Genomic DNA, 25,033 nt, shown 5'->3' on the forward strand with positions numbered 1-25,033 from the left:
ATAAAAACGACTGAAAACACGAATGATATTGATTGCTGCTTGCGTGGGTCTTATAGTTAAACACGAACTCAGAGGTTCAAAACAGGTACGAAACAAGTACAAAAGAACTTTGAATAATATATATTATGTAAACTAAAAAAAATAAGGAAATTAGATACCGCTGTACTGGCTTGCTACCTGCAGTTTTTCGGCTCTATAAAACATGGGGCTGCCAAAAGTATTTTTACTTTCATCAGTCCCATGTTCATTTTTAGATAAAAAACATATTGTTTATTGTAGCCTGTCTATACTCCCTTCATTAAGATATGGTTTGACAAATTTATAAATATTCTTTCCCGGCTCTCCGTAAGTTTGGACAAGCTCGTTATGTATGTCCGATACTTTTTTATTTTTCCCTTTGACTATTTTAACGACATTCGCGAAGGATTTTTGATAAATACTAGGGAATTCTTGTTTAAATTTCTTTTCAAATTCAGTAAGTTCACTACTCTTTTGGGAAACTGACTCTCTTTTTATTTTGATAGTGATATTCATTTTTTTCCAAAAATTAACGACAAAATTATACCCACAATCATTACTAACAATCGTAAATTTTTGTTTTTCTTTTGTTTCCTTTGCGATTAAGTAGCCCAAGTAGCTGCTTAACTGAAAGTCTAGTGCGTTTTGTCCAGAATTAACTTTAATAAGATACCAATCAGCTGGTGCTATTGCTTCTAGTTGATCCAATGATATTTTCTGGCATTTATCTGTATAAAAAATATAAATTTTGTCTTGAACAGTAAGTTCTCCAATTAATTCATGGAAAGTCGCAGAGACGTTTTCAAAATCAATTAAATAGTTCATATAAAATCATCTCATATAAAAAGTATGTTTTAAAAATAGCACTTTAAGTATATCATACAATTTCTAGAGATATTTCATATTTATATAGTTTTTATATCTTTTCTCGTTACATATATGTTCTTTGAAACTAGAATCCCTCTATAGTGAATTCAGAATTGCTGAAAAATAATGGCTTACAAGTAAAGTATTAAGACTGTGATAAAACTTCTCAATTAACTGGCACATATCCGCTTTCTTCAACAAGTCGTTGTCCTTGATTGGTGAGCAGCCAATCCAATAATTTTTGTGTATTCTCATTGGCTGTTCCGGCAGTAATCCCATAGACCTCTACTGTAAATGGATAACTTCCGTCTTGAATATTTTCTTTCGAAGGTTCGATTCCATCCACTGCCAGGAGCTTAATTCCTTTATCCGATTTCATATCTGTTGCATAAAAGCGGAATGAATAGCCGACTGCAGACGAATAGTTTCTATAAGCAGCAACTCCACTGATAATACTGCCCATTCCCGCAGCGTATTCTTCTTTCATCGGAGCAGGTAGTTCTTGTCCCTCCATTACTTTTGTCAGCATAGTTGTCTGGCTGCCAGAATTTTCCGGACGTTGAAAAGCTAAGATTTTTTCGTTTAGTCCACCAATTTCTTTCCAGTTGGTTATTTTTTTCAAGTAAATATCCTGAATTTGACTCACAGAGAGCCCATCAATTGGATTCTCCTCATTTACAAAGAAAATAAAGGCTTCTTTAGCAATCGGTGTTAATACTAGTTCTATCCCCTGCTCTTCTGCCAATCTCAAATGTTCTTTTGACGGCTGAGCGGCAAAAATAATGTCTGTTTCTCCGTTGATCAAACGAGTATATGCTTCGCTTGTTTTAGAACATCTGACATAATCCCAGATGCTTTCTTTAATTATCCCACGATAGACAAATTCAGAAATGGCAGAATAAACAGGAAATGCTGCTGTAGCTCCATCTAGTTTGGGATAATCACTGTCTATAATCAGTTCAGGTTCTTCGGCAAGTCTGGCGATATCAGATTCTTCGTTGAATGGAGCATAATCATAAATATTAATTTCATCAGATATTTGAGTTACTGTATAATCTTGTTCAAGAAAAATCGTCTTTTTCCTATAGCTTTGATAAAAAGGAAGTGCCAATAACAGAGCTGCCATGAGAATCAATGAATATGCTGATCCTGTCCAGCGGCTTTTATTGCCCTTTTTCCAAGTGAAAATGGAGACCAGTACAACAACGATTGAATAGGTAATGAGAATCATAAATGGAAAAAAAGAATAATCCCCTGCAAATGAAAAAAGAAAATTAGGGACTAAAAAGGGAAATGTTAAGAACATAGCATTACTGATGTAACTACTGTCATAGCTGTAGCCGCCAAGTACCAGTGAAACTGACCAGACTACTAAGTAATAGCCTGAAACTAGAAGAAATGGTAAATATTTTTGTGTAAAAGTTTCAGGAAACACTGTTTTTTCAGTAAACCTATACCAAAGAAATACCAACAAGGCTACTCCTGCTATCAATAAAATAGGGAAAAATATCCATAAAATGATACTGAGATCAATAATCAGCGGAGTGAGAATTCCTCCATATACCAAGACTTTCGTATAATATCTTTTATTTTCCATTTTATATTCCTCACAATCAATTTCTTTTATTCAAGTATAATGGTTATTTTTTATCATTACCAGAGTAATTCAGCCTAAAAAAACTACTGCCTATTTGTCCAAGTTTCTCAGGGCAAACAAACAGCAGTCTTTCTAATTATTCATCGAAATCTCGTAATTGATCTTCTGCAGGAGCCATATGCGTATGATAGTTATCAATTTTGAAATTTAAACGATCCAGTGCTTCCTGCAATATCTGTATTCGATTTTCCAGGATTTCTTTCTGATCATCCAAAAGGCTCAGCCTGGCAGGAACCGTTCTCTTCCCTTCTTTAAACAAGGTCAGATATTCTATGAGTGCTTCGATAGAAATGCCAGCATTGCGCATTTGTCTGCTGAAAAAAATCCAACGCAAGTCTTCATCATCAAATATTCTGATCCCGACCTCACTTCTTTTAACTGGCGGAATCAGTCCAATTCGTTCGTAGTATCGAATGGTGTCTGCAGAAACACCTGTCGCCTCACTTGCTGCTTTAATGTTCATAATGATCTCCTCCTTATTTATATCGGACGACAAACTTCAACTAATTTGAATGACTCAGCCTCTGATTCATACTCATATTTCAAAATCATACAGTTAGGAAATCCCCCTTTCAATATTTCTGAAGGGTCCTGCCAATGACTTAAAAAGTGCAAGCAGGCACCTGCATGTGAAACAGCCAGTACATTTTGATGATCTCCTTTTCGCATAATATCCTGACAGGTTTTAACTAAACGTTTTCTCACTTGCTCTCTTGATTCCCCGCCATACTGAAGGAAGAAGGTACTCTTGTCTTCTGGATTTAAGTCTTCACTTTCTCCTTCAAATGTTCCAAAGTCCATCTCCTTTAATCCTTTTGTTCTAGTGTAATTCAGCTGATTATGTGTGACAATCTCCAGCGTATCGCATGCTCTTTCAGATGTAGAGCTGTAAGCATGATCGATTGTAATGCCATCAAAATAGCGACTGGCTTCCTCTGCCTGCTTAATTCCTTCTTCTGTTAATGGAGAGTCGCACGCTCCCTGTATTTTTCTTCTCACATTAAACAATGTTTGCCCATGCCTCATCATATAGAATGTTTTCTTCAAAAAATTTCCTCCCAACATTTTTTCTCATTGTTATCTATTTACAGTTTACTTCTTGAAGCTCACTCTAAGTCAATCATTTAAATGTACGAATTTATAAGGTATAATACTTATACAGCTCAGGAGGAGATCATATGGGAAAAAAGATAAAACACTTTTCTTTTATTGGGATTTTTACAACCCTTTTTACAGTTCCTTTGGGCTATTTTCTTCAAACAATTCTATTTCCTATACAGGACTTAAATACTTTGTCAAAGGAAGAGCTACTAAAAACACAAAAAGAAGCTGCCCTAAATTATGATTTAGGTATTATACTAATGAATATATCAGTAGTCCTTCTAATCATTTTTGTATTCATTTACTTGTTTTTGTATATAAAAAATAAGTAAAAATATTTTTTATGATAAAGAAATTACTCAAGAAAAATATTTTTACTCAGCAACCTACAAAAACCAAACCAACTTTGCAACAGCAATTAACAGTGATTTATTAGCTTATCAAGTTTTATTGTGATGTTTAGACTATAGTTAATCTTTAAGATCTGTCGTCTCTTCGTTGTTTCATCTCTTTATCCAATTTCTTCTGTGCCTTCTTAGCTCCTCTGTCCAAATCTTTTCGCAGTTTGCGAGCAGCAAATGATTCAAAGAGCGAATCAAGATCATAGCCAGATGGATAAAGTTCATCTGCAGTACGAAGCAAGGTTAATCTTCTCAGAGGAACTTCAATCATTTCTTTGTCTACATAAACAAATCCATTGTACTCATTTTCTGTTTCAAAATACAGACCGATTTTCTGTGAATCATTCAAGCATACCCGATCACCTTTTGAAAATTCATAATTCGCAGCTTGGGTAACTGATTCAGTTTTTACCTTTGTGACAGAATGAAACGCTTGTTTGCTTCGATTATAAGAACGATTTTTTAGATACTCGGTCGCCTGAGTTAGTACACGAGCATTTATCTTCATTTTTTCAGCAATCCAAAATGCATGACTCTCTCCTGTTTCTCCTAGTAACAACTTATATTTAGGCGTTAATGTATCCGTTTCAAAGGCCATCCCTGCGGTAGTAAAGTCCTCATGCTGAAGAGCAAATTCTTTTATTTCTCCGAAATGGGTTGTTGCTATTACCAGGCTTCCTTTTCTATACATTTCTTCCATTAAAGCGATACCAAGTGCTGCTCCTTCATTAGGATCTGTCCCGCTTCCTATTTCATCCAGAAGCACCAAGGTATGACGATTTACCTGTTTTAAAACATCAGACAGATTCTGCATATGACCAGAAAATGTACTTAAAGAATTTTCAAGACTCTGCTGATCACCGATATCAATAAAAATATTATCGAATACAGCTATATCTGTCCCCTCTTCATTTGCGATCAAGATGCCAAACATCGTCATCAATGACACTAAAGCAACAGTCTTCAAAACAATCGTTTTTCCTCCCGCATTCGCACCGGTAATAATTAATGCCCGGTTATCCACTCCCAAATCCAGCGTCAAAGGTATCGGATCTGTTAACAGCGGATGTGTCACATTCTTTAAAATGATTCGTTCTTCCTTATTAATCAGAGGCTTCTTTCCATTAATTGAACGACTGTATTTTCCTCTGGAGAAAATGATTTCCAGTTCAGTAACAACGTCCATACAATAACTGATTGTTTCCATTTGTTCGCCAATCAGACCTGTCAGATACGCCAGCAGCTGATATACTTCACCTACTTCTGCTGCACGTTCCATAATCAGCAAATCATTGTATTTTCTGACAGTATCCGGCTCAATAAAAACGGTAGTTCCTTTTGAGGACTGATCAATAATTGTACCGGACACCTGTTGCTTGAATTCGATTTTGACAGGTACAGTATAGCGTTCATCCTTCATCAGAATCAGACGATCCTGCAGCTTTTTCTGATTTTGCCCGTTAGCCATAAACTTACGCAATCGCTGATCTATTTCTTTTTCCAGTTTGGCAATTTGTGACCGAATACGTTTTAGTTCCTTCGAGCTTTCGCTATTCACCCGGTTTCCTTGTATGAATTTATAGATAACGGAAGCAATATCTGAAAAGTCAGTCAAATCATTTGTGTAAGAATACAGGATTGGTGTCTGATATTGGTTTTTCTCAAATAGCTTGGCAATCAGCCGAAAACTTCTAAGGAAATCAGCATATTCAACCAGCTCCCCAGCTTCAAGAACCATTCCTTTATTAATTTGATTAGTCAGCTGTTCAATCCTGCTTAAGCCCATAAAAGGAACGTGCTGGCCGCTGGATAAAATAGTTACAGCTTCTTCTGTTTCATCCAGCCATCGTTGAACAGCAGCTTCTGAAGTAGACGGCTCTCTTTTATCTATCGTATTTTTAGCAAATTGACTAAAAGCATATTTTTTTAGTTCATCTTTTATTATATTAAATTGTATAGCATTATAAATATTTTTATTCATGATATCCATCCCTTTCAGATAAGATACCTGACGATCAGTCAATAAAATTGTTCAAAAAAAGACGGTATGATTCTACCGTCTGCATCATTCATAATTATAAATTCGACAGGTATCCATGCGCACAACAAATAAGCCTCATTTTTTACTTACTTGTTTATTAAGTTGCTTAATTAGATACCTAGAACACTCACCAAAAGCCCTCGTTTCTTTTTCTGAACAATTTCATTCACATACACTATTATACTGAAATTAAGCGGAATTGCAACTAGGATTTTTCAGTAATATCCTCAGCTATCATTTCAGCTTTGGACTTCTCAATAATTACATTTTTTCCTGTTAAGATATACGCTGAGAAAATTCAATTTTTTTCGTAATAAATTTCACTTTTGCAAAATTTGTAAATTGAAACCGCCATGCTAGTACTGCTTTTTTCTCGCTGTACGTTTTTGTAATCGTATTAAAAGCTTTATTTACTAGATCACCATTCAGCAGGATTGCCTGATCATTTAGAAAAAGTTCAAGCTCCTTTTCCAGTATAAGGGAGTAATTGCTGACTGCAGTATCTGATTTTAGTATCTTACCGCAGCTGAAACACTTCTTCTGATGTTTCAGACAGTACATTTCGAATATTCGTTAAAATAACTCCTCTCTTATACAGTTAATTTTTATTATGAAAGTGAATGCTCAGACTATCAAACGTAAAATAGAATAAGTCCCACTCTCAGAAAACTTTCATTTACTTAATTTCTTCTATGATTTCTTCAATATTTATACTATAATTGCTAAACATGATTGGTTGAAAGGAGGATTGGTAATGATTGATTGGAGTATCTTACTGAAAATTTTTGTGATTAATTTTGCTTACATCACATTAAACACAATACGTTTCATGCTGACGATGAAGGGGTACAGAATCCTCGCGCCAATTGTGAGCATGGCTGAAATAACGATTTATGTCCTTGGACTCAGCTTGGTTTTAAATCGATTGGATGACCCCTTAAACCTGGTTGTCTATGCATTGGGCTATGCTGTCGGGATTAGTGTCGGGATTAAAATTGAGGACTATCTTGCCCTTGGCTACATTATGGTTACTGTTATTCTACCCTCCACAACGAAAGAGCTTAGTCTCCCTGAACAGCTGCGTGAACATGGTTATGGTGTTACAGAAAGTGCTGCGATGGGCAAAGATGGTGAGCGAATGGTACTGGAAATCCTTTCTCCTAGAAAAAATGAGCGGAAGCTGTATAAGCTGATCAATGAAATAGAACCACGGGCATTTATGATCTCCTATGAACCAAAATATATTTCCGGTGGTTTCTGGACGAAAAAAATTAGAAAAAGAAACTGAAGGTTAGGCAGTCAAGTATACAAATACTTGACTGCCTAACCTTCTTATTTATATCTAAACTACTCATATTGATTTTAGTTTACATAATATTTTTATGGTTAATTGTATTTATAATAAGTCAGATAATCCTGATTTTCTAAGTATAATTCCAAACAAGTCTGATAAAATAATCGTTTTTTCAATAGCCGTTGATTCTTATCTATAATTTGTTGAAATTTATCCGTATAAACACTTAAACTTACTGTCAGCGGAGGATTCTCCTCAGTTATAATCGGTACTTGAAGTACCCAACCGTCTTCTGTTCTTGTCAAATCATTTGTAACAACGAGTGACTCCAAGAATATATTTCTCTTGTCAGCAATTTTTCTCTTCTTTAAAACAGCACGAACGATTCGATAAGCTTGAGCTGCAAAATACTCACTGTCTACATCTCCTATAAGCTCCTGTAAAGGCTGATACACGAAGGGTAAACCGTCTCCGCTTGTAACCGTCATGGTATCAAAATAAGCAGCAAGATTAAGCGGAACAGCTTCTTTTTTGTGGACAGAAACAAATGTCAGTTGGCCATTTCCTGCTTCTACTCTTTCATAGAATGATGGGGAGGCAGTTTCGTTTATTCCGAAGAAATAGTCTTCTTCGTTTGAGAAAAGAATCTCCCATAAAATATCTCCATAAAAACGTACTTGTTCAGCTGGTGTCTGGCTTTTTAAAGACTCTTTTAGCTGGCTTGCCAGTTCCAGTGGTTTTATTTGAAGCTCTGATTGTTGGAACAGAGGGAAATTTAGTGAGTACCGTCGTTCTTCTCGGTTAACTAATCCAAAGCGAATCATTTCTTCCAGAAACTGTTCGAATTGCTTTTCATTGATAAATACTTTTTTTAATTCCCTGAGGATGATCTCTTCTCCTTGATGATCCAGTAAGTAAAGGCTGATTTTCTCAAAAAGAGGGTTCTTAACTAGCTTATCCAGTTTTTTCTGTTCTTTATTCTGATAATAATAGATTATTTTTGTCATTTAGCTACTACTCTCCTGCAGTTCTTTCCATTAAATGTGTCTTTCCATGAAACGAAGAGACTGAGATAAAAATCCCAGCCTCTAAAGAAATTAATTGAATACTTCCGTTAATTGAGGAACAATCTGTTTCTTTCTAGATACAACCCCTTTTAAGAAAGCACGGTTATTTTCAAGTTTAACATTGAATGCTTTTTCTACCTGATCCATAGAATTACCAATAACCAGAAGTTCAGAATCGCTGCCTAGGATATCCGTAACGATTAGAACGAACAGCTCATAGCCGTTACTCTCATTTTCCGCTTTCATTGCTGCTTCCAGTTCTTTCTGACGACTTAATACTTCATTTAAATCAACTGTATTTACCTGTGCAACTCGTACGTTTTTATCCCCCATAGGGAAGCTTTTCGCATCAAGGTCCAGTAATGTTTCAGCCGATTTATCACTTAGGTTCGTACCGGCTTTCAACATGTCCAGTCCATATCCCTCTAAACTGATTTCAGCAATATCTGCCAGTTCATTTGCCGCTTTTATATCTTCTTCAGTACAAGTTGGTGATTTAAACAACAGTGTATCCGAAATAATTGCAGAAACCATCATTCCGGCAATTTGATTAGGAATCTCTACACTGCTTTCTTTAAACATTTTAAAGATAATTGTACTTGTGCAGCCTACTGGCTCAGCACGATAATATAGCGGATCTGCTGTTTCAAAATTTGCAATTCTATGGTGGTCTACTACTGAAAGAATTGTAAGATCTTTAATATCTGAAACACTTTGCTGAAATTCATTATGATCAACAAGCATTACTTCCTTTGTTTCCCCTCCTGCTGTTTCAATAATTTTCGGAGCAGAGACATTGAAATAATCCAAGGCATATTGGGTTTCCTCATTAGGTGTTCCCAAAGCCACGGGAACTGCATTTTTTCCTAATTCCTTTTGCAGGTAAGCAAAACTGATAGCCGCACCGATCGCATCTGTATCGGGGTTTTGATGGCCGAAAACAAAGATTTCTGACATAATTCTTTTCCACTCCTTATCTATCATTCATTATTAATAATAACAAAAAACTGAAAAGAAACAACACTTTTATAAGTGTTGGCGGACGTTCGATATAATTTTTCCAAATATTTGGAATTTTTCAGTAAAAAACAACCGAATACTGAATTTTCGGCTGTCTTCTGATTATTAAAAACTACTCTTCTATAGCAAGTTCCGTGGTCTAACGAGTTAAATAACCTTTATAGTCTTCTACATGCAACAATTTCTTTGCATTTTCGACACGGTCATCTGTTGGCGGATTAATCCCCTCTAATGGATAAGCCAGCCCCAAGTCATCCCATTTATATTTCCCCATTGTGTGATAAGGTAAAATTTCCAGTTTGTCTACATTATTCAGTGTCTTTACAAAATCATTTAGACGAATCAGATATTCGTCATAGTCACTTCGTTCTGGTACCAGCACATGTCGTATCCAGACTGGCTGATTAATCTCTGAAAGATACTCAGCCATCTCAAGAATATTTTCATTCCCCAAAGACGTCAGCAATTTATGCTGTTTATTATCAATATGTTTAATATCAAATAAAATCAGATCTGTATACTTCATTAACTCCTGAAACTGACTAAAAAATGGTTCTTCTCTTGTGAAAGGTTTCCCACAAGTATCCAGCGTTGTATTAATGCCCAGAGCTTTTGCTTTCTTGAATAAATCGATCAGAAAATCCATCTGCAGTAAAGGTTCACCACCGCTTACAGTAATACCGCCCTTTTCGCCCCAATAAGAACGATATTTAAGTGCTTCTTCCAATACTTCATCGGTTGTGACTTCTTTACCTCCGGAACCAATTTTCCAAGTATCAGGATTATGACAAAATTGACATCTCATACGACAACCTTGTGTAAATATAATAAACCGAACACCAGGACCATCTACAGTCCCGAAGTTTTCTGTAGAATGAATTCTACCTTTTACTGCTTCAGTCATAATTATCTTCTCTCATTTCTTTTAAAAGGTTGTAATAAGGAGGAAAAACAACAACAACCTTTACTTTATGTATTATATATTAAATATTTGGATAAACGGCGGGACAGAAGCAGCCCTTTCGGAAATAAGCTGAATTCTTCTGTCCCGACCTCATTATTAGTGTCTTAAATTACAGTTTGTCATGTGAAGTTCTTGAAATAACATCTGCTTGCTGTTCAGGTGTTAAGTCACGGAATTTCACTGCGTATCCAGATACACGGATCGTCAGATTTGGATATTTTTCAGGATTCTTTTGAGCATCCAACAACAATTCATTTGTGAATACGTTAACGTTCAAGTGATAGCCGCCTTTGTCAAAGTAGCCGTCCATTACATTACGCAAGTTGTCGATACGTGTAGAATCATCTTTACCTAAACCGTTAGGATTGATTGTTTGTGTATTGGAAATACCATCTAATGCACATGTATATTCTAATCTTGCAGTTGAGTTCAATGAAGCCAACAGACCATTTTGTTCTCCCAGGAATTTACCGTCACGATAGCTTGGGTTTGCTCCTGGTGCAAGAGGCTTGCCTGCACGACGTCCATCAGGTGTGTTACCTGTTGCTTTCCCATAAACAACATTAGACGTAATAGTCAGTAATGAAGTTGTTGGGCGTGCATTGCGATACGTGTGCTGGCGTTTAATTTGAGTCATGAAGTACTCAAGAATCCAGTTAGCCATCTCATCGGCTTCTTCATTGTCGTTTCCGTATGTTGGGAATTCATTTTGCGGAACATAGTCTACAGCTAATCCATTTTCATCGCGGATAACTTGAACATTCCCATGTTTAATCGCCATTACTGAGTCAGCAGCATGTGAAATACCCGCAATACCTGTAGCAAACGTGCGTTTTAAATCACTTTCCATAAAGGCTAACTGTGGTGCTTCATATGCATATTTATCATGCATGAAGTGGATAACATTTAATGTATTTACATACAGTTCGGCCAACCAGTCCATGATATCTTTAAACTTATCGATAAATTCGTCAAAATCCAGTGTTTCACCAGTCATCGGACGGAATTTAGGAGCTACCTGCATCTTAGTCTTTTCATCTACACCACCGTTGATTGCGTAAAGAACAGCTTTAGCCAAGTTGGCACGAGCACCAAAGAATTGCATGTCTTTACCCATTACAGTTGCAGAAACACAACATGCGATTGCACAGTCATCAGAACCCCAGTTGGCACGCAATAAATCATCATTTTCAAATTGGATTGAAGAACTTTGTTTTGCGATCTTAGATGCATATGTTCTGAATCCTTCTGGTAAATGAGAAGAATACAATACTGTCAGGTTTGGTTCCGGAGATGGTCCCATGTTTGTTAGTGTATGAAGAATACGGAAGTCATTTTTAGTAACCAATGAACGTCCATCCAAGCCCATACCTGCAATAGATAGTGTTGCCCAGATTGGGTAACCTGAGAACAACTGGTTGTATTCAGGTGTACGTGCAAATTTCACCATACGAAGCTTCATAATCAAATGATCAATCATTTCCTGTGCGTCGAACTCAGTAATTGCACCATTGTCCAAATCGCGTTGGATATAAACATCAAGGAAAGCAGAGATACGTCCAATAGACATTGCTGCTCCATTTTGAGATTTGATTGCACCAAGATATCCAAAGTATAACCATTGGATTGCTTCTTGTGCGTTTGCTGCCGGTTTAGAAATATCACATCCATAAGTAGATGCCATTTTCTTCAAGTCAGCCATTGCTCTGATTTGTTCAGAAATTTCTTCTCTTAGACGGATTACATCGTCAGTCATTACTTTGTTGCCGGTATTGCTCAAGTCTTTCATTTTTTCTTCAATCAGACGATCCATACCATAAAGTGCAATACGACGGTAGTCGCCGATGATACGTCCGCGACCATAGGCATCAGGAAGACCAGTAATGATTTTATTTTTACGTGCAGCTCTCATTTCTGGAGTGTAAGCATCGAATACACCTTGGTTATGTGTTTTTCTCCACTCAGTAAAAATCTTAGTCATTTCATCATCAACTTCGTAACCGTTTGAAGTCAAAGAATTGTTGGCCATATTAATTCCGCCAAATGGCATGAACGCTTGTTTTAATGGAACATCTGTTTGAAGTCCTACGATTTTTTCTTCTCCCTCAATCAAATAACCTGGTGCATGTGAGGTAATTGTTGCAGGAATGTTTGTGTCCATATCGTAAACACCATTTTTATCATGCTGTACTTCAAATAGTTCCTGTAGTTTTGTCCATAGTTTATCAGTACTTGGTGCGATTGGTTCTAGGAAACTGTCATCACCTTTATATTCTGTATAGTTTCTTTGGATAAAATCACGCGTGTCTACTGAATTTTTCCACTTGTCGCCTTTAAAGCCTTTCCATTGCTCCATGTTGTGCCTCCTTATAATATGCTGTTAATAAACTATAACAGCTTTATGTGATAAGTATAACACATAACTGGATTTATGCAAGCCTTTACTTGTTATAATTTTAGCTAAACTAAATAAAATCCTCAAAAAACATTGATTACACTGGGTTTCATACGGATGTTTTTCTGTGATTTCTTTCACTTATTAGATTGATATTAAATTACAACTGTCTTTTTCTGTCCTAAAAAACACCCCTGTCTGTACTAATACAGATAGGGGTGTTTTTTATTTTTATAGAACAGAATCGTCTTCTATTGTTAGATTAACCAATGGATGGACTGAATGAATACCCAGCTCATCTTTTTCATTGATAATAAATGAACCATTTGAATTTCGGTCATTAATTGGTGCTTTCTCAGAATCAATAATTATTCTGGTTCCTTTTTGTGTTTCAATCAACAGTTGTTTATCTGGAATGCTTTCACCCATATAAACAACCCTGTGAGGATTGCTTTTCAACTCACGCAATACCATAAGACCTCTTTTGGCTCTGCCCAGCTGATTTAATTCCTGCGCCAGCATTCGCTTCAAACTACCTCGTTGAGTCAGTATTGTAATCGATGTATCTCCTTCTCTGTATACGAGTAATCCATTAACCACAAAATCATTTTCTTTGAGATTCATTGATTTGACACCGGCAGCCTTTGCTCCCACAATTGGTACTTCAGATAAAGAATAACGCAGACCAAATCCCCGATGACTGACTAGGAAGACATCCCATACGGCCTGATTATCGGTATGACAAACGTTAACTACTTCGTCTTCAGCTGATTTAAGTTTCATACATGAAGCCGGCCGACTTCGATAGGTTCTCCAAGGCTCGAAGTCTGTCATTTTGGTTTGCTTAATCATTCCTTCTTTTGTGATGAAAACAAATGAAGAGTTTTCATCCAGTACTTTATACGGATATACAGATATAATGGATTCATCAATTGCCATGCCTGCGATTGTTTGAGAAATATGCTCTCCGATATCCTTCCATCTCAGATCAGGCAGCTCATGAATTGGCCGATAAATGACATTTGCCTTATTGGTAATCAGAAGAAGGTGGTCAAGTGTATTCACTTCACCGACAAATATTGGAAAGTCCCCTTCCTTCATTCCAAGCTCTTCTGGTTTAGAAGCTGCGTATGAGCGCAGGCTGCTGCGCTTAATATAGCCTTCCTTTGTCACGGAGACAACAACATCCTCTTGTGAAACCAGTACTTCTGTCTCAATTTTAATCTCTTCTATTTCATCCTCTATTCGAGTGAAACGATCTGAGCTGTACTGCTTCTTCACCTCGCGTAATTCTTTTTTCATCACGTTCAGCAACATTTTTTCATCTTTTAAGATTGTAGACAACTCTTCTATTTGCTCATTCAATTCTTTTGCTTCTGACTGCAGCTGAGTGATGTCTGTATTAGTCAAGCGGTACAGCTGCAATGTCACAATCGCCTCAGCCTGCGCTTCAGAAAAGTCAAATGCCTTTACCAAGTTATCCTTTGCATTTTTTTTATCTTTACTGGCCCGAATCGTTTCAATCACCTGATCGAGAATTGATAAGGCCTTAATCAGTCCATCAACTATATGTTGTCGCTTCTTCGCTTTTTCAAGCTCAAAACGGCTTCGATTGGTAATAACTTCCTTTCGGTGAGTGATGTAGCTCTCTAAAATACGTAAAAGCCCCACCTGATGAGGAGTCATCTTGTCAATAGCAACCATATTGAAGTTGTAATTGATTTGAAGCTCCGTGTTTTTAAACAGATAGTTTAGGATTCCCTCTGCATTTGTATCCTTCTTCAACTCAACGACAATTTGTAATCCTGTACGGTCTGATTCATCTCTTACTTCAGCAATACCGTCTATTTTTTTACTTAAACGAATTTCATCCATTTTTTTCACTAAAACTGCCTTGTTTACTTCATAAGGAATTTCAGAAATAACGATCTGCTGTTTACCGCCCTTTAATTCTTCAATCCTGGTTTTAGATCGAAGGATCACTTTTCCTTTACCAGTTTCGTAGGCTTTTTTGATTTCATCTTTCCCCTGCAAAATCCCACCAGTTGGAAAATCCGGTCCGGGGATGTATTCCATCATTTTTTCCAGCGAAGCTTTTGGATGATCAATCAAATAGATTGTTCCGTCAATAACTTCAGTTAAATTATGCGGAGGGATTTCTGTAGCATACCCAGCTGAAATACCTGTAGAGCCATTTACCAGCAGATTGGGATATCTGGCAGGCAGAACAGTGGGCTCTTTTTCTGTATCATCAAAGTTCCAGACAAAATCCACTGTTTCCTTTTCAATATCCTGCAGCATTTCACCACTGAGTTTTGATAATCTTGCTTCCGTATAACGCATGGCAGCAGGCGGATCACCATCCATACTCCCATTGTTTCCGTGCATTTCAATCAGTACTTCCCGCAGTTTCCAGTCCTGACTGAGACGTACCATTGCTTCATAAATACTGCTGTCGCCATGAGGATGGTAATTCCCCATGATATTTCCGACAGACTTGGCTGATTTTCTAAAGCCTTTATCAAAGGTGTTTCCATCTTTATTCATTGAAAAAAGGATTCTTCGTTGTACAGGTTTTAAACCATCCCTGATATCCGGAAGGGCACGTTCTTGAATAATATATTTGGAATAGCGTCCAAAGCGGTCGCCCATCACTTCTTCAAGGGTTAATTCCTGAATTTCCTGGCGTTTTTCCAAAAAGGTCACTCCTTTTATTTGTTGAGAGTAATCGACTGTTTTTTCCTAATGGTCGATTGCTTTCATTCTGGTGGTCCGATGTCCCCATTCCTAAGCCGATAAATCGGCAAGGACTGCGGCACTCCTTTTAGTTTTTGACATCAAACGATTTTAATCGTTTGCTTCTCTTTCACGGTCCGATGTCGATTTCTTCTACGTCACTGCGCTCCTAGATCAATCGCACTCCTTTTAGTTTTTGACATCAAACGATTTTAATCGTTTGCTTCTCTTTCACGGTCCGATGTCCCCATTCCTAAGCCGATAAATCGGCAAGGACTGCGGCACTCCTTTTAGTTTTTGACATTAAACGATTTTAATCATTTGCTTCTCTTTCATGGTCCGATGTCGATTTCTTCTACGTCACTGCGCTCCTTCATTCTGATCGAGGAGCGCAGTGAAACGAGAACCGTAGAGCAGCTTGTAGGAACATAGTGCTATGCCTCGAGTAACCGCAAAGGCAACATAATAGTGTATTTTAATTCAGTAGATTGTTCGACGCTAGTCTCAGCTGAACATTCAATCATAACACATGTTATTCGCACTTAACATAGTACGTTTCTATCAAGGATTGCAATGTAGCAAAAAAGACTGGATACACTGATACATATCTTGACATAGTACCTTTATTTTGAGCACTGCATGTAGTTTTACTGAACATTCTAATACAGTTCAGATATAAGAATAGTCACTATTCGTTATGACTCCATCAGCATTATTTTCTGCTTCCATTTTTATCAATATATGATATAGAAGCTTTGATTAATTTAAATCAAACAGCGTAATTTCTTCTCCTACAGTTGCTTCTGCTTCCTCTGGCTCTTCAGATGTATTTCCTCGTTCAACAACTACTGGTATTTCTTCATCTTGCTTATCCAATATGCTGCCTTCTTCTTCCAGTGTAAACTGTACATGCTTTTCAATCCATTCTCTACGGGGGGCCACTTTATCACCCATCAATGTAGAAACACGTCGTTCGGCCTTATCATCTTCATCAATATTTACACGAATTAAGGTTCTAGTCTCAGGATCCATTGTTGTTTCCCAAAGCTGGTCAGCATTCATTTCACCAAGACCTTTGTAGCGTTGCAGCATATAGCCTTTTCCAACTTTTTTGATTGCGTCTTCCAACTCATCATCTGTCCAGGCATATTCGATTACTTCTTTTTTTCCAGTACCTTTTGAAACTTTATATAGAGGTGGTAATGCAATATAAACTTTACCGGCTTTAATCAGCTGTTTCATATAGCGATAGAAAAACGTCAGAAGCAATACCTGAATATGTGCACCATCTGTATCCGCATCAGTCATGATAATTACTTTATCATAGTTGCAGTCTTCAACTGAGAATTCTGCGCCAACTCCTGCGCCAATCGTATAAATCATTGTATTAATTTCTTCATTCTTTAAAATATCCTGCATTTTAGCTTTTTCTGTATTTAAAACTTTACCTCGTAATGGCAGGATTGCCTGAAATTTCCGGTCTCGTCCCTGTTTCGCAGAGCCTCCGGCAGAATCCCCCTCCACCAGATAAAGTTCATTCCGTTTTGGATTGCGTGACTGAGCAGGCGTTAGTTTTCCGGAAAGAAGAGATTCTTTCTTCTTTTTCTTGCCGTTTCGACTCTCTTCTCTGGCTTTTCTGGCAGCTTCTCTGGCTTCTCTAGCTTTGATTGCCTTACGAATCAGCATCTGACTTAAATCGTTGTTTTCCTGCAGATAAAAAACCATCTGCTCGCTGATCACTGTGTCCACTGCATTACGTGCTGCGGGAGTTCCCAGCTTTTCTTTTGTCTGACCTTCAAACTGAAGCAGATTTTCGGGGACACGTATAGACAGCACTGCTGCCAAACCTTCTCTAAAATCACTGCCCTCCAGATTTTTATCTTTTTCTTTTAAAAGCCCGACTTTTCTGGCATATTCGTTGTAGGATTTCGTCATTGATGTCTTCATCCCGACTTCATGTGTTCCGCCATCTTTAGTTCGCACATTATTAACAAATGAAAGTACATTTTCAGAAAATCCATCATTATATTGATAAGCAAGCTCAACTTCAATCCCATCTTTTTCGCCGGAAAAATAGACAACCGGTGTCAGCGGATCTTTCTCATCATTTAGATATTCAACAAACTCTTTGATCCCTTCCTCATAATAGAACGTCTCTTCTCTCACTTCATCTTCTCTTAAATCGGTCAGAATAATCTTAACTCCTTTTAAAAGAAAAGCAGATTCGCGTAAACGTCCGGCCAAGGTTTCATAAGAAAATTTGATAGTTGAAAAAATACCTGTATCCGGAAGGAAGGTAACTGTCGTTCCATTCTTTTTCTTGGTTTTTCCGACTTTTTTTAATTTTCCGACTGGTTTTCCGCCATCTTTAAATCGCGCAGCGTATTCAATTCCGTCACGGTTAATTCGAACTTCCAGCCATTCAGATAGTGCATTAACAACACTTGCCCCCACTCCGTGGAGTCCTCCGGAGGTCTTGTAGCCTCCTTGTCCAAATTTACCGCCGGCATGAAGTACAGTGAAGATAACCTGAACTGTTGGTATTCCGGATGCATGCATTCCGACAGGCATTCCCCGTCCTGAATCTTCTACAGTAATACTGCCGTCCTTGTTAAGCGTTACTTTAATTACATCTCCAAATCCGGATAGAACTTCATCCACTGCATTGTCAACAATCTCGTAGACTAAGTGATGCAAGCCTCTGCTATCTGTAGAGCCGATGTACATCCCAGGACGTTTCCGAACTGCTTCAAGCCCTTCCAAAACCTGAATCGATGAATCATTATATTCATTATTTACTTTCTTCACCAAAGAAAAAACTCCTTATACTTGAATTATCACGGCTCTAAAGCCATATCATTACAATAATACTCTAAAAGCTCTCAAAAAAAAAGAGCTTTCCGAAATGGGGGCTCTTTCTTAATAATATACACTAACAATTAAGAAAACATTTTTGACAGTTCGATCTTTATACACCGATTCATGATAATATCATTTCGACCGGCATTTTTCAACAATTCAGCAGCTTCTTCACTTTCGAGTCCCAATTGTGCCCAAAAGACGCTTGCATCCGTCTGAATAAACTCCTCAGCAACTTCCGGTAAAAATTCGCTTCTTCTGAAAACATCAACGATATCAATTTTGCCTGGAACTGACAGTAGATCCTTGTATACTTTCTCTCCCAGAATTTCCTGACCTTCAAGGACGGGATTTACAGGAATTATTTCATAACCATTTTCCTGCAGCAGTTTTGCAATTTGGTAACTCGTCCGTTCTTCTTTATTGCTTAAACCTACAACCGCAATTCTTTTCGCATCTTTCAAATAAGCAACTATCTGTTCCTGCTTCGGATTATGAAAAACCATGTTTGATCAACCTTCTCTTGTTTTATTTTTTTATGTATACACATTTATTAATTCAACATATATAACATAGCATTTTTTCAGCAAATTTGGAATATTTTGGGCTTCAAAAAGATGAAATACCTACTATCGGCAGCAGTTTTGCAGTTTTTGGTATTGTCTTTCTCTTTTATTTAGTCAAAAACCTGATTTTACCTACCTGTTGTTTCCTGATCGTTTTTATAAAATTACTTGAATCACTCGACTTTTACTAATCGAATTCGTTTAAATAAATTCAGGATTGTTCCTGAAATTCTTTCATGATAAAATGAACCTTAGTTTGAGTAAAGAAAGGGGCAAAGGTATGAAACTGGTATTATTACTGTTCATCGCCTATCTATTAGGGTCCATTCCATCAGGAGTCTGGATCGGAAAAATCTTTTTTAAAAAAGATATTCGTAATTTTGGAAGTGGAAATATGGGAACCACGAATACTTTTCGTGTATTGGGAAAAGTTGCAGGAACCGTGGTGCTCTTAATGGATATTTTAAAAGGAACCTTGGCAACAAGTCTTCCAATTATTTTTTCACTGTCAGTGAATCCGCTGATCTTTGGTGTTGCAGCAGTACTTGGACACACATTTCCGATATTTGCCAAGTTTAAAGGTGGAAAAGCTGTCGCTACTAGCGCAGGGATGATTTTGGCTTATAATCCGCTCTTTTTTATTTATTCAGCAGCTATTTTTGTTGTCTTGCTGTTTACTTGCAGTATGGTTAGTCTTACAAGTATGATCAGTGCAGTTTTAATTACACTTTCGACTATTTTCCTGCCATATGTCTGCCCGGCTATACTGCCCCATTTCGACTGGCTTCTGACAATAATTGCTGCTAGCTTGACAATTTTTATTTTTATTCGTCATAAAGCGAATATCAGCCGAATAAAAAATGGAACTGAAAGCAAAGTACCATTTGGTTTAAATAAGGAAAAAGAACAGTGAGATACTGCTGTTCTCCGGAAGCAGACAATACATCTGTCATCCTTGGAGAGCAGCGTACTCACTGTTTTTGTCATTTTACAGAAATGACGTAATTCGTTTTGAATTCTTCTGCAGGTTTCAACTGATTTACAGCAAATTTATCTTCCAGCTGTCCATCACTGTTCACCGTATCAGCGATTCCCCACCAAGGTTCAATACAGACAAACGGAGCTTCTTTCTCATAGGGAGACCAGATACCAACGAACGGAATATCCTCGTATTTCAACGTAACACTGTGTTCACTTCCATCACTTTTAATTGTAACAGCCGTTTTTCCCGGAGTTTCATAGATCAGCGCATCATCAACAAAAAGCTCCCGGTTCAAGTCTAAATCAGCGACTGTCTGACCTAATGTTTTATGTTCTAAATCAGCAAACGGTCCTGACAAAGGAATTTGAATACGATTCATTTTAGGTGCCAATGATAAATAGTAATCATTAAAAGTCAGATGCTTTTCCAATGGAATGTTAAATGCAGGATGTCCGCCAATCGAAAATAACATCTCTTCTTTTCCAGTATTGATTACTTGATAGCTGACAACCAGTTCTGTTCCCTCTATTGCATAGGACAGTACCAGTTCAAAATCAAAGGGATACACTTTCTTTGTTTCTTTCGTACTTTTCAATGAAAGTGAAACTGAGCCTTCTCCTTTTTCAATCACATCAAAAACCTGATCACGAGCAAAACCATGCTGTCCCATGGAATAAGACTTATTTTTGTAGCTGTACTGATCGTTTTTCAGTCGCCCGACAAAAGGGAACAGTACAGGCGCATGTCTGCCCCAAAATGCAGGATTCCCCTGCCAAATATATTCAATTCCTGAATCTCTATCCTTCAGACTAACTAGCTCTGCCCCTTCTTCGGCAATTACTGCAGTAAGCTTCTCATTTTCGATAATAACGGTCATTATTTGTCCCTACTTCCGTTTTTTGTCTAATTCTTTACTAAACTGTTTGTTTAAAATCTTGAGGTATGTTCCTTTCATTCCCAAAGAACGTGATTCAATAATACCAGCAGATTCCAATTTTCTCAAAGCATTTACAATAACTGAACGAGTAATACCGATTTCATCTGCAACACTGGAAGCAGTTAAGCGTCCTTCTTCCCCATCCAATGCCTGAAAAATAGCTTGAACTGCTTTTAATTCACTGTAGGAAAGGGTGTTTATTGCCATTTGAACGGCTGTTGCACTTCGTACTTCTGCCTCAATATTTCGTGACTGCTGATAAAGAATCTGCATACCGACAACAGTTGCACTGTATTCTGCCAGCACCAAATCGTCATCAGCGAATGATTCTTCCACTCTTGCAAGGATCATTGTTCCCAGTCGTTCTCCTGCTCCGAACACAGGAACAACTGTTGTCCAGCCTTGAGGGTATTTATCCCGTAATTCAACAGGGAAAGCAGTCAGATCACTGTCTATTTGAATATTCGCTTCTGTTTTCTGCAGGATAGCTACTGCATCTGTATAACTTTGAGGAAATTTCTTCTCTTCAAACATATGCTTTACTCTCGCATTATTCACATCAAGCTTTTCTGTATAGCCTAACAATTCCCCACTGCTGCTGATAATATAAACATTACTTATTAAAACATCCCCCAAGCTGATAGCCATTTTATCATAGGGCAAATCGGTTTCCGAATCAAAGGTATTTTTTTGTTGCAGCAAACGGTTAATCTGGCGTGTTCTATCCAATAATGTATCCATTTTCCTACCCCATTTCCTTTTTTATTTATAAAATATAACGACTTAAATCTTCATTTTTAGCTATATCTTCCAGCTTATCATTCACATAACTTTCTGTAATGGCGATTTCACCCATCTGCATATCAGGAGCCTCAAAGAGCAGATCTTCCAGCAAACGTTCTAAAATTGTATGAAGTCTTCTGGCACCAATGTTATCTGTTTCACGATTCACGTTAAAAGCGATATGAGCAATGCGTTCAACCGCCTCTTGTGTAAACGTCACTTTAACATTTTCTGTACCAATCAATGCCATATATTGTTTAATCAGCGCATTGTTGGGTTCAGTCAGAATACGAATAAAATCTTCAGAGGTTAAATCCTCCAGCTCCACTCGAATCGGGAACCGCCCTTGAAGTTCAGGAATCAAATCACTTGGTTTTGACAAATGAAAGGCCCCTGAAGCGATAAAGAGAATATGATCTGTTTGTATGACGCCATATTTTGTATTAACCTGCGATCCCTCCACAATTGGTAAAATATCTCTTTGAACACCTTCACGGGAGACTTCTCCGGAATTTTGCTGATTTTTCGTAGTAATCTTGTCAAACTCATCAATAAAGATAATTCCGCTTGATTCAGCAAGCTTAATTGCTGCACTGTGAATATCTGCATCATTGACAATTTTTGCTGATTCTTCTTTTATCAGCAGCTCCTGCGCTTCCTTTACTGTGACGGTCCGCTCAACTTTTTTTCTTGGAGATAAAGCACCTAATGTCTCATTCAAATCTATCCCCATTTGTTCCATTCCAGCATTCATCATCGGCATAGTTTTCTTTGGTTCATTCATTTCAATGGTTACTTCGCGTTTATCCAACAGCCCTTTTTCCAACTGCTCCAAAATAGTTTTACGATTTATCTTGATTTCTTCTGTTACTTCCTCCTGAGGCTCTTCTTGCTGCTGAGGTGCACTGAACATTTTCATCATCTGATCGAACTGATTGCCTGATTGTTTTTGTTCCTTTTTAATTCCCGGCACAAGAACTTTTACCAGACGCGCGTTTGCCCGTTTCAATGCCTGTGAATAAACATTACTGTATTGTTGTTTTTCGACAATTTTTATTGCATTTTCCACCAAATCTCTAACCATGGATTCTACATCACGACCCACATAACCGACTTCGGTAAATTTTGTTGCCTCCACCTTAATAAATGGCGCATTAACAATTGTTGCCAGACGGCGAGCGATTTCTGTCTTCCCCACACCCGTTGGACCAATCATTAAAAGATTTTTTGGTGTCACATCCTGCTGCATTTTTTCATCCAGCTGCAACCGACGATATCGGTTTCTTAATGCAACCGCTACCGATTTTTTCGCTTTATTCTGACCAATAATATATTCATCAAGTTCTTTAACAATTTCTCTTGGCGTTTTATTTAATTCAGTCATTCGTTATCCCTCATTTTATATTTCTTCTACAATGATATTATGGTTCGTAAATACACAAATGTCTGCTGCAATATTCAAGGCATTTTCAGCAATTTCTTTTGCGGTCATTTTATCGTTCCCATAGGTTTTCATCGCCCGAGCAGCGGATAAAGCAAAATTTCCGCCGGAGCCAATTGCCAGTATTCCGTCATCAGGTGTAATAACTTCCCCTGTTCCGGATACAAGGAGCATTTCCTTTTTATTCATGACAATCAGCATAGCTTCCAGCTTCTGCATGGATTGCTGTGTTCGCCATTCCTGAGCCAGCTCTACTGCAGCACGAGTCAGATTGCCGTTATATTCATTTAATTTTCCTTCAAATTTTTCTTCAAGAGTAAATGCGTCCGCAACGCTTCCGGCAAACCCCACAATGACTTCATCATTATAGATTCGTCTTACTTTCTTTGCGCTGCCTTTCATAACTACGGACTCTCCCATGGTTACCTGACCATCTCCGGCCATGGCAAATTTTCCATCTTTTTCTACTGCACAGATTGTTGTTGAATGAAACTGTGATTCTACCATTCTATTTCCTCCTTAACCGACATCCTAAGCACGAGGATGAAAGTTTCGATAATTCTTTTGCAGGCTTTCCCGTGTAACATGAGCATATATTTGTGTGGTAGACAGGTTCGCATGTCCAAGCAATTCTTGGACGGTCCGCATATCTGCACCGTTGTTCAATAGATGAGTGGCAAATGTATGCCGCAGCATATGCGGATGAATATCTGTATTCAAGCTGCTTTTTTTCATCAGCTGATTCAGGACATACTCAATCCCTGTTGGCGTAATCGGATCACCATGGTGATTGACAAATACAAAGTCATGTTCTTTCCCGTATTTTTCCATCAAGGGTTTCCGTCCATTTTCCAGATAGTTTGTCAGAGTGTCAGCAGCAAACGATCCAAACGGTACATAACGGTCTTTATTACCCTTCCCTGTAATAAACAGAGTACTCATCGGGAAATCTATTCTTTGCAAAGTCAGTGAAGCACATTCGCTTAAACGAATTCCAGTACCATATAAAACCTCAAGCAAGCTCTGGTTCCTTAATTCAAGCGGTTTATCTCCCTGCGCACTGTCGAACAGAGCCGTCATTTCTTTCTCATAAAAAAAACGAGGCAGACGCTGCTGCTTCCTTCTTAAATGGACATAGGAAAACGGGTTTTCAGTCAGTTGTTCATTTTTTAACAAAAATTGGTAAAAAGAACGCAGACTAGCTACTTTTCGACCTACAGAATTTCTGCTGTACTGCTCATCATAGAGTTTCCCAAGATAAACGCGAACATCCAGATGATCAACAGAAAAGTAATTTTCATTCCCTGTTTCTTTCAAAAAGTGCATGAAGTGGTTCAAATCACTCTCATAAGCAATCTTCGTTTTTTCGGAATATCCTTTCTCAACAATCAAATAGTTTAAAAAAAGTTCCGGCCAGTTTTTCTCTGTCATGAAACCCCCTCCAATAATTACACTGTTACTTTAGCATAACGAATTTTAAAAGACAAATAAATTGTCAGAATTTAATCAATATTTCTAAATTTTTTCACAATTCTAATCCTTTCCTTAATAACAGTTGATTTTCTATAAAATATAAGTATATAAAAAACTGCTCCTTATTCATAAGAAACAGGCTGAGTATATGTCTTTGAGAGGTACCTCAGCTTTAAACAGATTTGATTTTTTTCAGAATGACTCTTTTCAAATTACTGCTCTAATTTTAAAAGCGGTTCCAATTCTTTCTGCTAATACTCATTAAACAAATATTTATTCCATGAATGTTCTTCCTAAATCCAGTAGAACGTTCCAATATCTCCCCTGGAAACCCAAATAATATCAGTTTCTTCCGCCCAGCAAAGAACGAAGGGATTCCTTTTGCGGAATATTCTTCGGACCCATAACCGGTTCCTTCTTCCCCTTCGGCA

Annotated in this window: 20 protein-coding genes; 3 read left to right on the plus strand and 17 right to left on the minus strand. The window is 37.6% G+C overall.

Annotated features, from left to right (window positions below; genetic code table 11):
• Positions 1-270: 270 nt before the first annotated feature.
• The 4 genes from IW492_RS15860 to IW492_RS15875 form a co-directional block, all read right to left on the minus strand.
• The gene (locus tag IW492_RS15860; protein WP_202068858.1) at positions 271-843 is read right to left on the minus strand and encodes a PIN domain-containing protein; all 573 of its coding nucleotides are present in this window, start codon (positions 841-843) and stop codon (positions 271-273) included.
• 208 nt (positions 844-1,051) lie between these two features.
• Positions 1,052-2,482 (minus strand): PstS family phosphate ABC transporter substrate-binding protein, encoded by a 1,431-nt coding sequence (locus tag IW492_RS15865; RefSeq protein WP_202068860.1) that lies wholly within the window; start codon positions 2,480-2,482, stop codon positions 1,052-1,054.
• Between the two features lie 136 nt (positions 2,483-2,618).
• Positions 2,619-3,005 (minus strand): MerR family transcriptional regulator, encoded by a 387-nt coding sequence (locus IW492_RS15870; protein WP_202068861.1) that lies wholly within the window; start codon positions 3,003-3,005, stop codon positions 2,619-2,621.
• 17 nt (positions 3,006-3,022) lie between these two features.
• Positions 3,023-3,607: a histidine phosphatase family protein gene (locus IW492_RS15875; protein ID WP_236671962.1), complete on the minus strand. Its 585-nt coding sequence runs from the start codon at positions 3,605-3,607 to the stop codon at positions 3,023-3,025.
• Positions 3,608-3,720: 113 nt separating this feature from the next.
• Here IW492_RS15875 and IW492_RS15880 point away from each other — a divergent pair, with 113 nt between their 5' ends.
• Complete coding sequence (locus IW492_RS15880) at positions 3,721-3,975, plus strand: hypothetical protein (RefSeq protein WP_202068862.1); 255 nt, start codon at positions 3,721-3,723, stop codon at positions 3,973-3,975.
• A gap of 145 nt (positions 3,976-4,120) precedes the next feature.
• Here IW492_RS15880 and IW492_RS15885 read toward each other — a convergent pair whose 3' ends face one another.
• Positions 4,121-6,025 (minus strand): endonuclease MutS2, encoded by a 1,905-nt coding sequence (locus IW492_RS15885; protein WP_202068863.1) that lies wholly within the window; start codon positions 6,023-6,025, stop codon positions 4,121-4,123.
• 814 nt (positions 6,026-6,839) lie between these two features.
• On the opposite strand from IW492_RS15885, the gene IW492_RS15890 reads away from it, so the two are divergent.
• Positions 6,840-7,373, plus strand: a complete 534-nt coding sequence (locus IW492_RS15890; protein WP_202068865.1) for a DUF2179 domain-containing protein — start codon at positions 6,840-6,842, stop codon at positions 7,371-7,373.
• Positions 7,374-7,471: 98 nt separating this feature from the next.
• On the opposite strand, the gene IW492_RS15895 is transcribed toward IW492_RS15890, so the two are convergent.
• The 7 genes from IW492_RS15895 to IW492_RS15925 all read right to left on the minus strand — a co-directional run bounded on the left by IW492_RS15895 (position 7,472) and on the right by IW492_RS15925 (position 18,926).
• Positions 7,472-8,386: a DUF1803 domain-containing protein gene (locus IW492_RS15895; RefSeq protein WP_202068866.1), complete on the minus strand. Its 915-nt coding sequence runs from the start codon at positions 8,384-8,386 to the stop codon at positions 7,472-7,474.
• A 90-nt stretch (positions 8,387-8,476) separates the two neighbouring features.
• The gene (locus tag IW492_RS15900) at positions 8,477-9,403 is read right to left on the minus strand and encodes a manganese-dependent inorganic pyrophosphatase (RefSeq protein WP_202068868.1); all 927 of its coding nucleotides are present in this window, start codon (positions 9,401-9,403) and stop codon (positions 8,477-8,479) included.
• Positions 9,404-9,605: 202 nt separating this feature from the next.
• Positions 9,606-10,370 (minus strand): pyruvate formate-lyase-activating protein, encoded by a 765-nt coding sequence (gene pflA, locus IW492_RS15905; RefSeq protein WP_202068870.1) that lies wholly within the window; start codon positions 10,368-10,370, stop codon positions 9,606-9,608.
• A gap of 169 nt (positions 10,371-10,539) precedes the next feature.
• On the minus strand, positions 10,540-12,786 hold the full coding sequence (pflB, locus tag IW492_RS15910) for a formate C-acetyltransferase (RefSeq protein WP_202068872.1): 2,247 nt from the start codon (positions 12,784-12,786) through the stop codon (positions 10,540-10,542).
• A 270-nt stretch (positions 12,787-13,056) separates the two neighbouring features.
• Positions 13,057-15,522 (minus strand): DNA topoisomerase IV subunit A, encoded by a 2,466-nt coding sequence (parC, locus tag IW492_RS15915; RefSeq protein WP_202068874.1) that lies wholly within the window; start codon positions 15,520-15,522, stop codon positions 13,057-13,059.
• A gap of 798 nt (positions 15,523-16,320) precedes the next feature.
• Complete coding sequence (parE, locus tag IW492_RS15920) at positions 16,321-18,372, minus strand: DNA topoisomerase IV subunit B (RefSeq protein ID WP_202068876.1); 2,052 nt, start codon at positions 18,370-18,372, stop codon at positions 16,321-16,323.
• A gap of 128 nt (positions 18,373-18,500) precedes the next feature.
• The gene (locus IW492_RS15925) at positions 18,501-18,926 is read right to left on the minus strand and encodes a CoA-binding protein (RefSeq protein ID WP_202068878.1); all 426 of its coding nucleotides are present in this window, start codon (positions 18,924-18,926) and stop codon (positions 18,501-18,503) included.
• 340 nt (positions 18,927-19,266) lie between these two features.
• Between IW492_RS15925 and plsY the strand changes: the two genes are divergently transcribed.
• Positions 19,267-19,899 carry a glycerol-3-phosphate 1-O-acyltransferase PlsY gene (gene plsY / locus IW492_RS15930; RefSeq protein WP_202068880.1) on the plus strand — a complete coding sequence of 211 codons (633 nt, stop codon included), beginning with the start codon at positions 19,267-19,269 and terminating at the stop codon, positions 19,897-19,899.
• A gap of 70 nt (positions 19,900-19,969) precedes the next feature.
• Here plsY and IW492_RS15935 read toward each other — a convergent pair whose 3' ends face one another.
• The 5 genes from IW492_RS15935 to xerC are packed head-to-tail and all read right to left on the minus strand — an operon-like array spanning position 19,970 to position 24,560.
• Positions 19,970-20,845 carry an aldose 1-epimerase family protein gene (locus tag IW492_RS15935; RefSeq protein WP_202068882.1) on the minus strand — a complete coding sequence of 292 codons (876 nt, stop codon included), beginning with the start codon at positions 20,843-20,845 and terminating at the stop codon, positions 19,970-19,972.
• Positions 20,846-20,854: 9 nt separating this feature from the next.
• Complete coding sequence (gene codY, locus IW492_RS15940; protein WP_202068884.1) at positions 20,855-21,646, minus strand: GTP-sensing pleiotropic transcriptional regulator CodY; 792 nt, start codon at positions 21,644-21,646, stop codon at positions 20,855-20,857.
• 25 nt (positions 21,647-21,671) lie between these two features.
• Entirely contained in the window at positions 21,672-23,072 is a 1,401-nt protein-coding gene (hslU, locus tag IW492_RS15945; protein ID WP_202068885.1) for an ATP-dependent protease ATPase subunit HslU, read from the minus strand.
• A gap of 15 nt (positions 23,073-23,087) precedes the next feature.
• The gene (gene hslV / locus IW492_RS15950) at positions 23,088-23,636 is read right to left on the minus strand and encodes an ATP-dependent protease subunit HslV (RefSeq protein ID WP_202068886.1); all 549 of its coding nucleotides are present in this window, start codon (positions 23,634-23,636) and stop codon (positions 23,088-23,090) included.
• A 24-nt stretch (positions 23,637-23,660) separates the two neighbouring features.
• On the minus strand, positions 23,661-24,560 hold the full coding sequence (gene xerC / locus IW492_RS15955) for a tyrosine recombinase XerC (protein WP_202068887.1): 900 nt from the start codon (positions 24,558-24,560) through the stop codon (positions 23,661-23,663).
• Between the last annotated feature and the right edge of the window lie 473 nt (positions 24,561-25,033).

Source organism: Enterococcus sp. BWB1-3 (assembly GCF_016745275.1).
Lineage (GTDB): Bacteria > Bacillota > Bacilli > Lactobacillales > Enterococcaceae > Enterococcus_L.

Excerpts from the sequence above, each read along its gene's own strand:
- IW492_RS15860 (WP_202068858.1), bottom strand. The coding sequence starts at position 843 with ATGAACTATTTAATTGATTTTGAAAACGTCTCTGCGACTTTCCATGAA.
- IW492_RS15865 (WP_202068860.1), bottom strand. The coding sequence starts at position 2,482 with ATGGAAAATAAAAGATATTATACGAAAGTCTTGGTATATGGAGGAATT.
- IW492_RS15870 (WP_202068861.1), bottom strand. The coding sequence starts at position 3,005 with ATGAACATTAAAGCAGCAAGTGAGGCGACAGGTGTTTCTGCAGACACC.
- IW492_RS15875 (WP_236671962.1), bottom strand. The coding sequence starts at position 3,607 with ATGTTGGGAGGAAATTTTTTGAAGAAAACATTCTATATGATGAGGCAT.
- IW492_RS15880 (WP_202068862.1), top strand. The coding sequence starts at position 3,721 with ATGGGAAAAAAGATAAAACACTTTTCTTTTATTGGGATTTTTACAACC.
- IW492_RS15885 (WP_202068863.1), bottom strand. The coding sequence starts at position 6,025 with ATGAATAAAAATATTTATAATGCTATACAATTTAATATAATAAAAGAT.
- IW492_RS15890 (WP_202068865.1), top strand. The coding sequence starts at position 6,840 with ATGATTGATTGGAGTATCTTACTGAAAATTTTTGTGATTAATTTTGCT.
- IW492_RS15895 (WP_202068866.1), bottom strand. The coding sequence starts at position 8,386 with ATGACAAAAATAATCTATTATTATCAGAATAAAGAACAGAAAAAACTG.
- IW492_RS15900 (WP_202068868.1), bottom strand. The coding sequence starts at position 9,403 with ATGTCAGAAATCTTTGTTTTCGGCCATCAAAACCCCGATACAGATGCG.
- pflA (WP_202068870.1), bottom strand. The coding sequence starts at position 10,370 with ATGACTGAAGCAGTAAAAGGTAGAATTCATTCTACAGAAAACTTCGGG.
- pflB (WP_202068872.1), bottom strand. The coding sequence starts at position 12,786 with ATGGAGCAATGGAAAGGCTTTAAAGGCGACAAGTGGAAAAATTCAGTA.
- IW492_RS15925 (WP_202068878.1), bottom strand. The coding sequence starts at position 18,926 with ATGGTTTTTCATAATCCGAAGCAGGAACAGATAGTTGCTTATTTGAAA.
- plsY (WP_202068880.1), top strand. The coding sequence starts at position 19,267 with ATGAAACTGGTATTATTACTGTTCATCGCCTATCTATTAGGGTCCATT.
- IW492_RS15935 (WP_202068882.1), bottom strand. The coding sequence starts at position 20,845 with ATGACCGTTATTATCGAAAATGAGAAGCTTACTGCAGTAATTGCCGAA.
- codY (WP_202068884.1), bottom strand. The coding sequence starts at position 21,646 with ATGGATACATTATTGGATAGAACACGCCAGATTAACCGTTTGCTGCAA.
- hslU (WP_202068885.1), bottom strand. The coding sequence starts at position 23,072 with ATGACTGAATTAAATAAAACGCCAAGAGAAATTGTTAAAGAACTTGAT.
- hslV (WP_202068886.1), bottom strand. The coding sequence starts at position 23,636 with ATGGTAGAATCACAGTTTCATTCAACAACAATCTGTGCAGTAGAAAAA.
- xerC (WP_202068887.1), bottom strand. The coding sequence starts at position 24,560 with ATGACAGAGAAAAACTGGCCGGAACTTTTTTTAAACTATTTGATTGTT.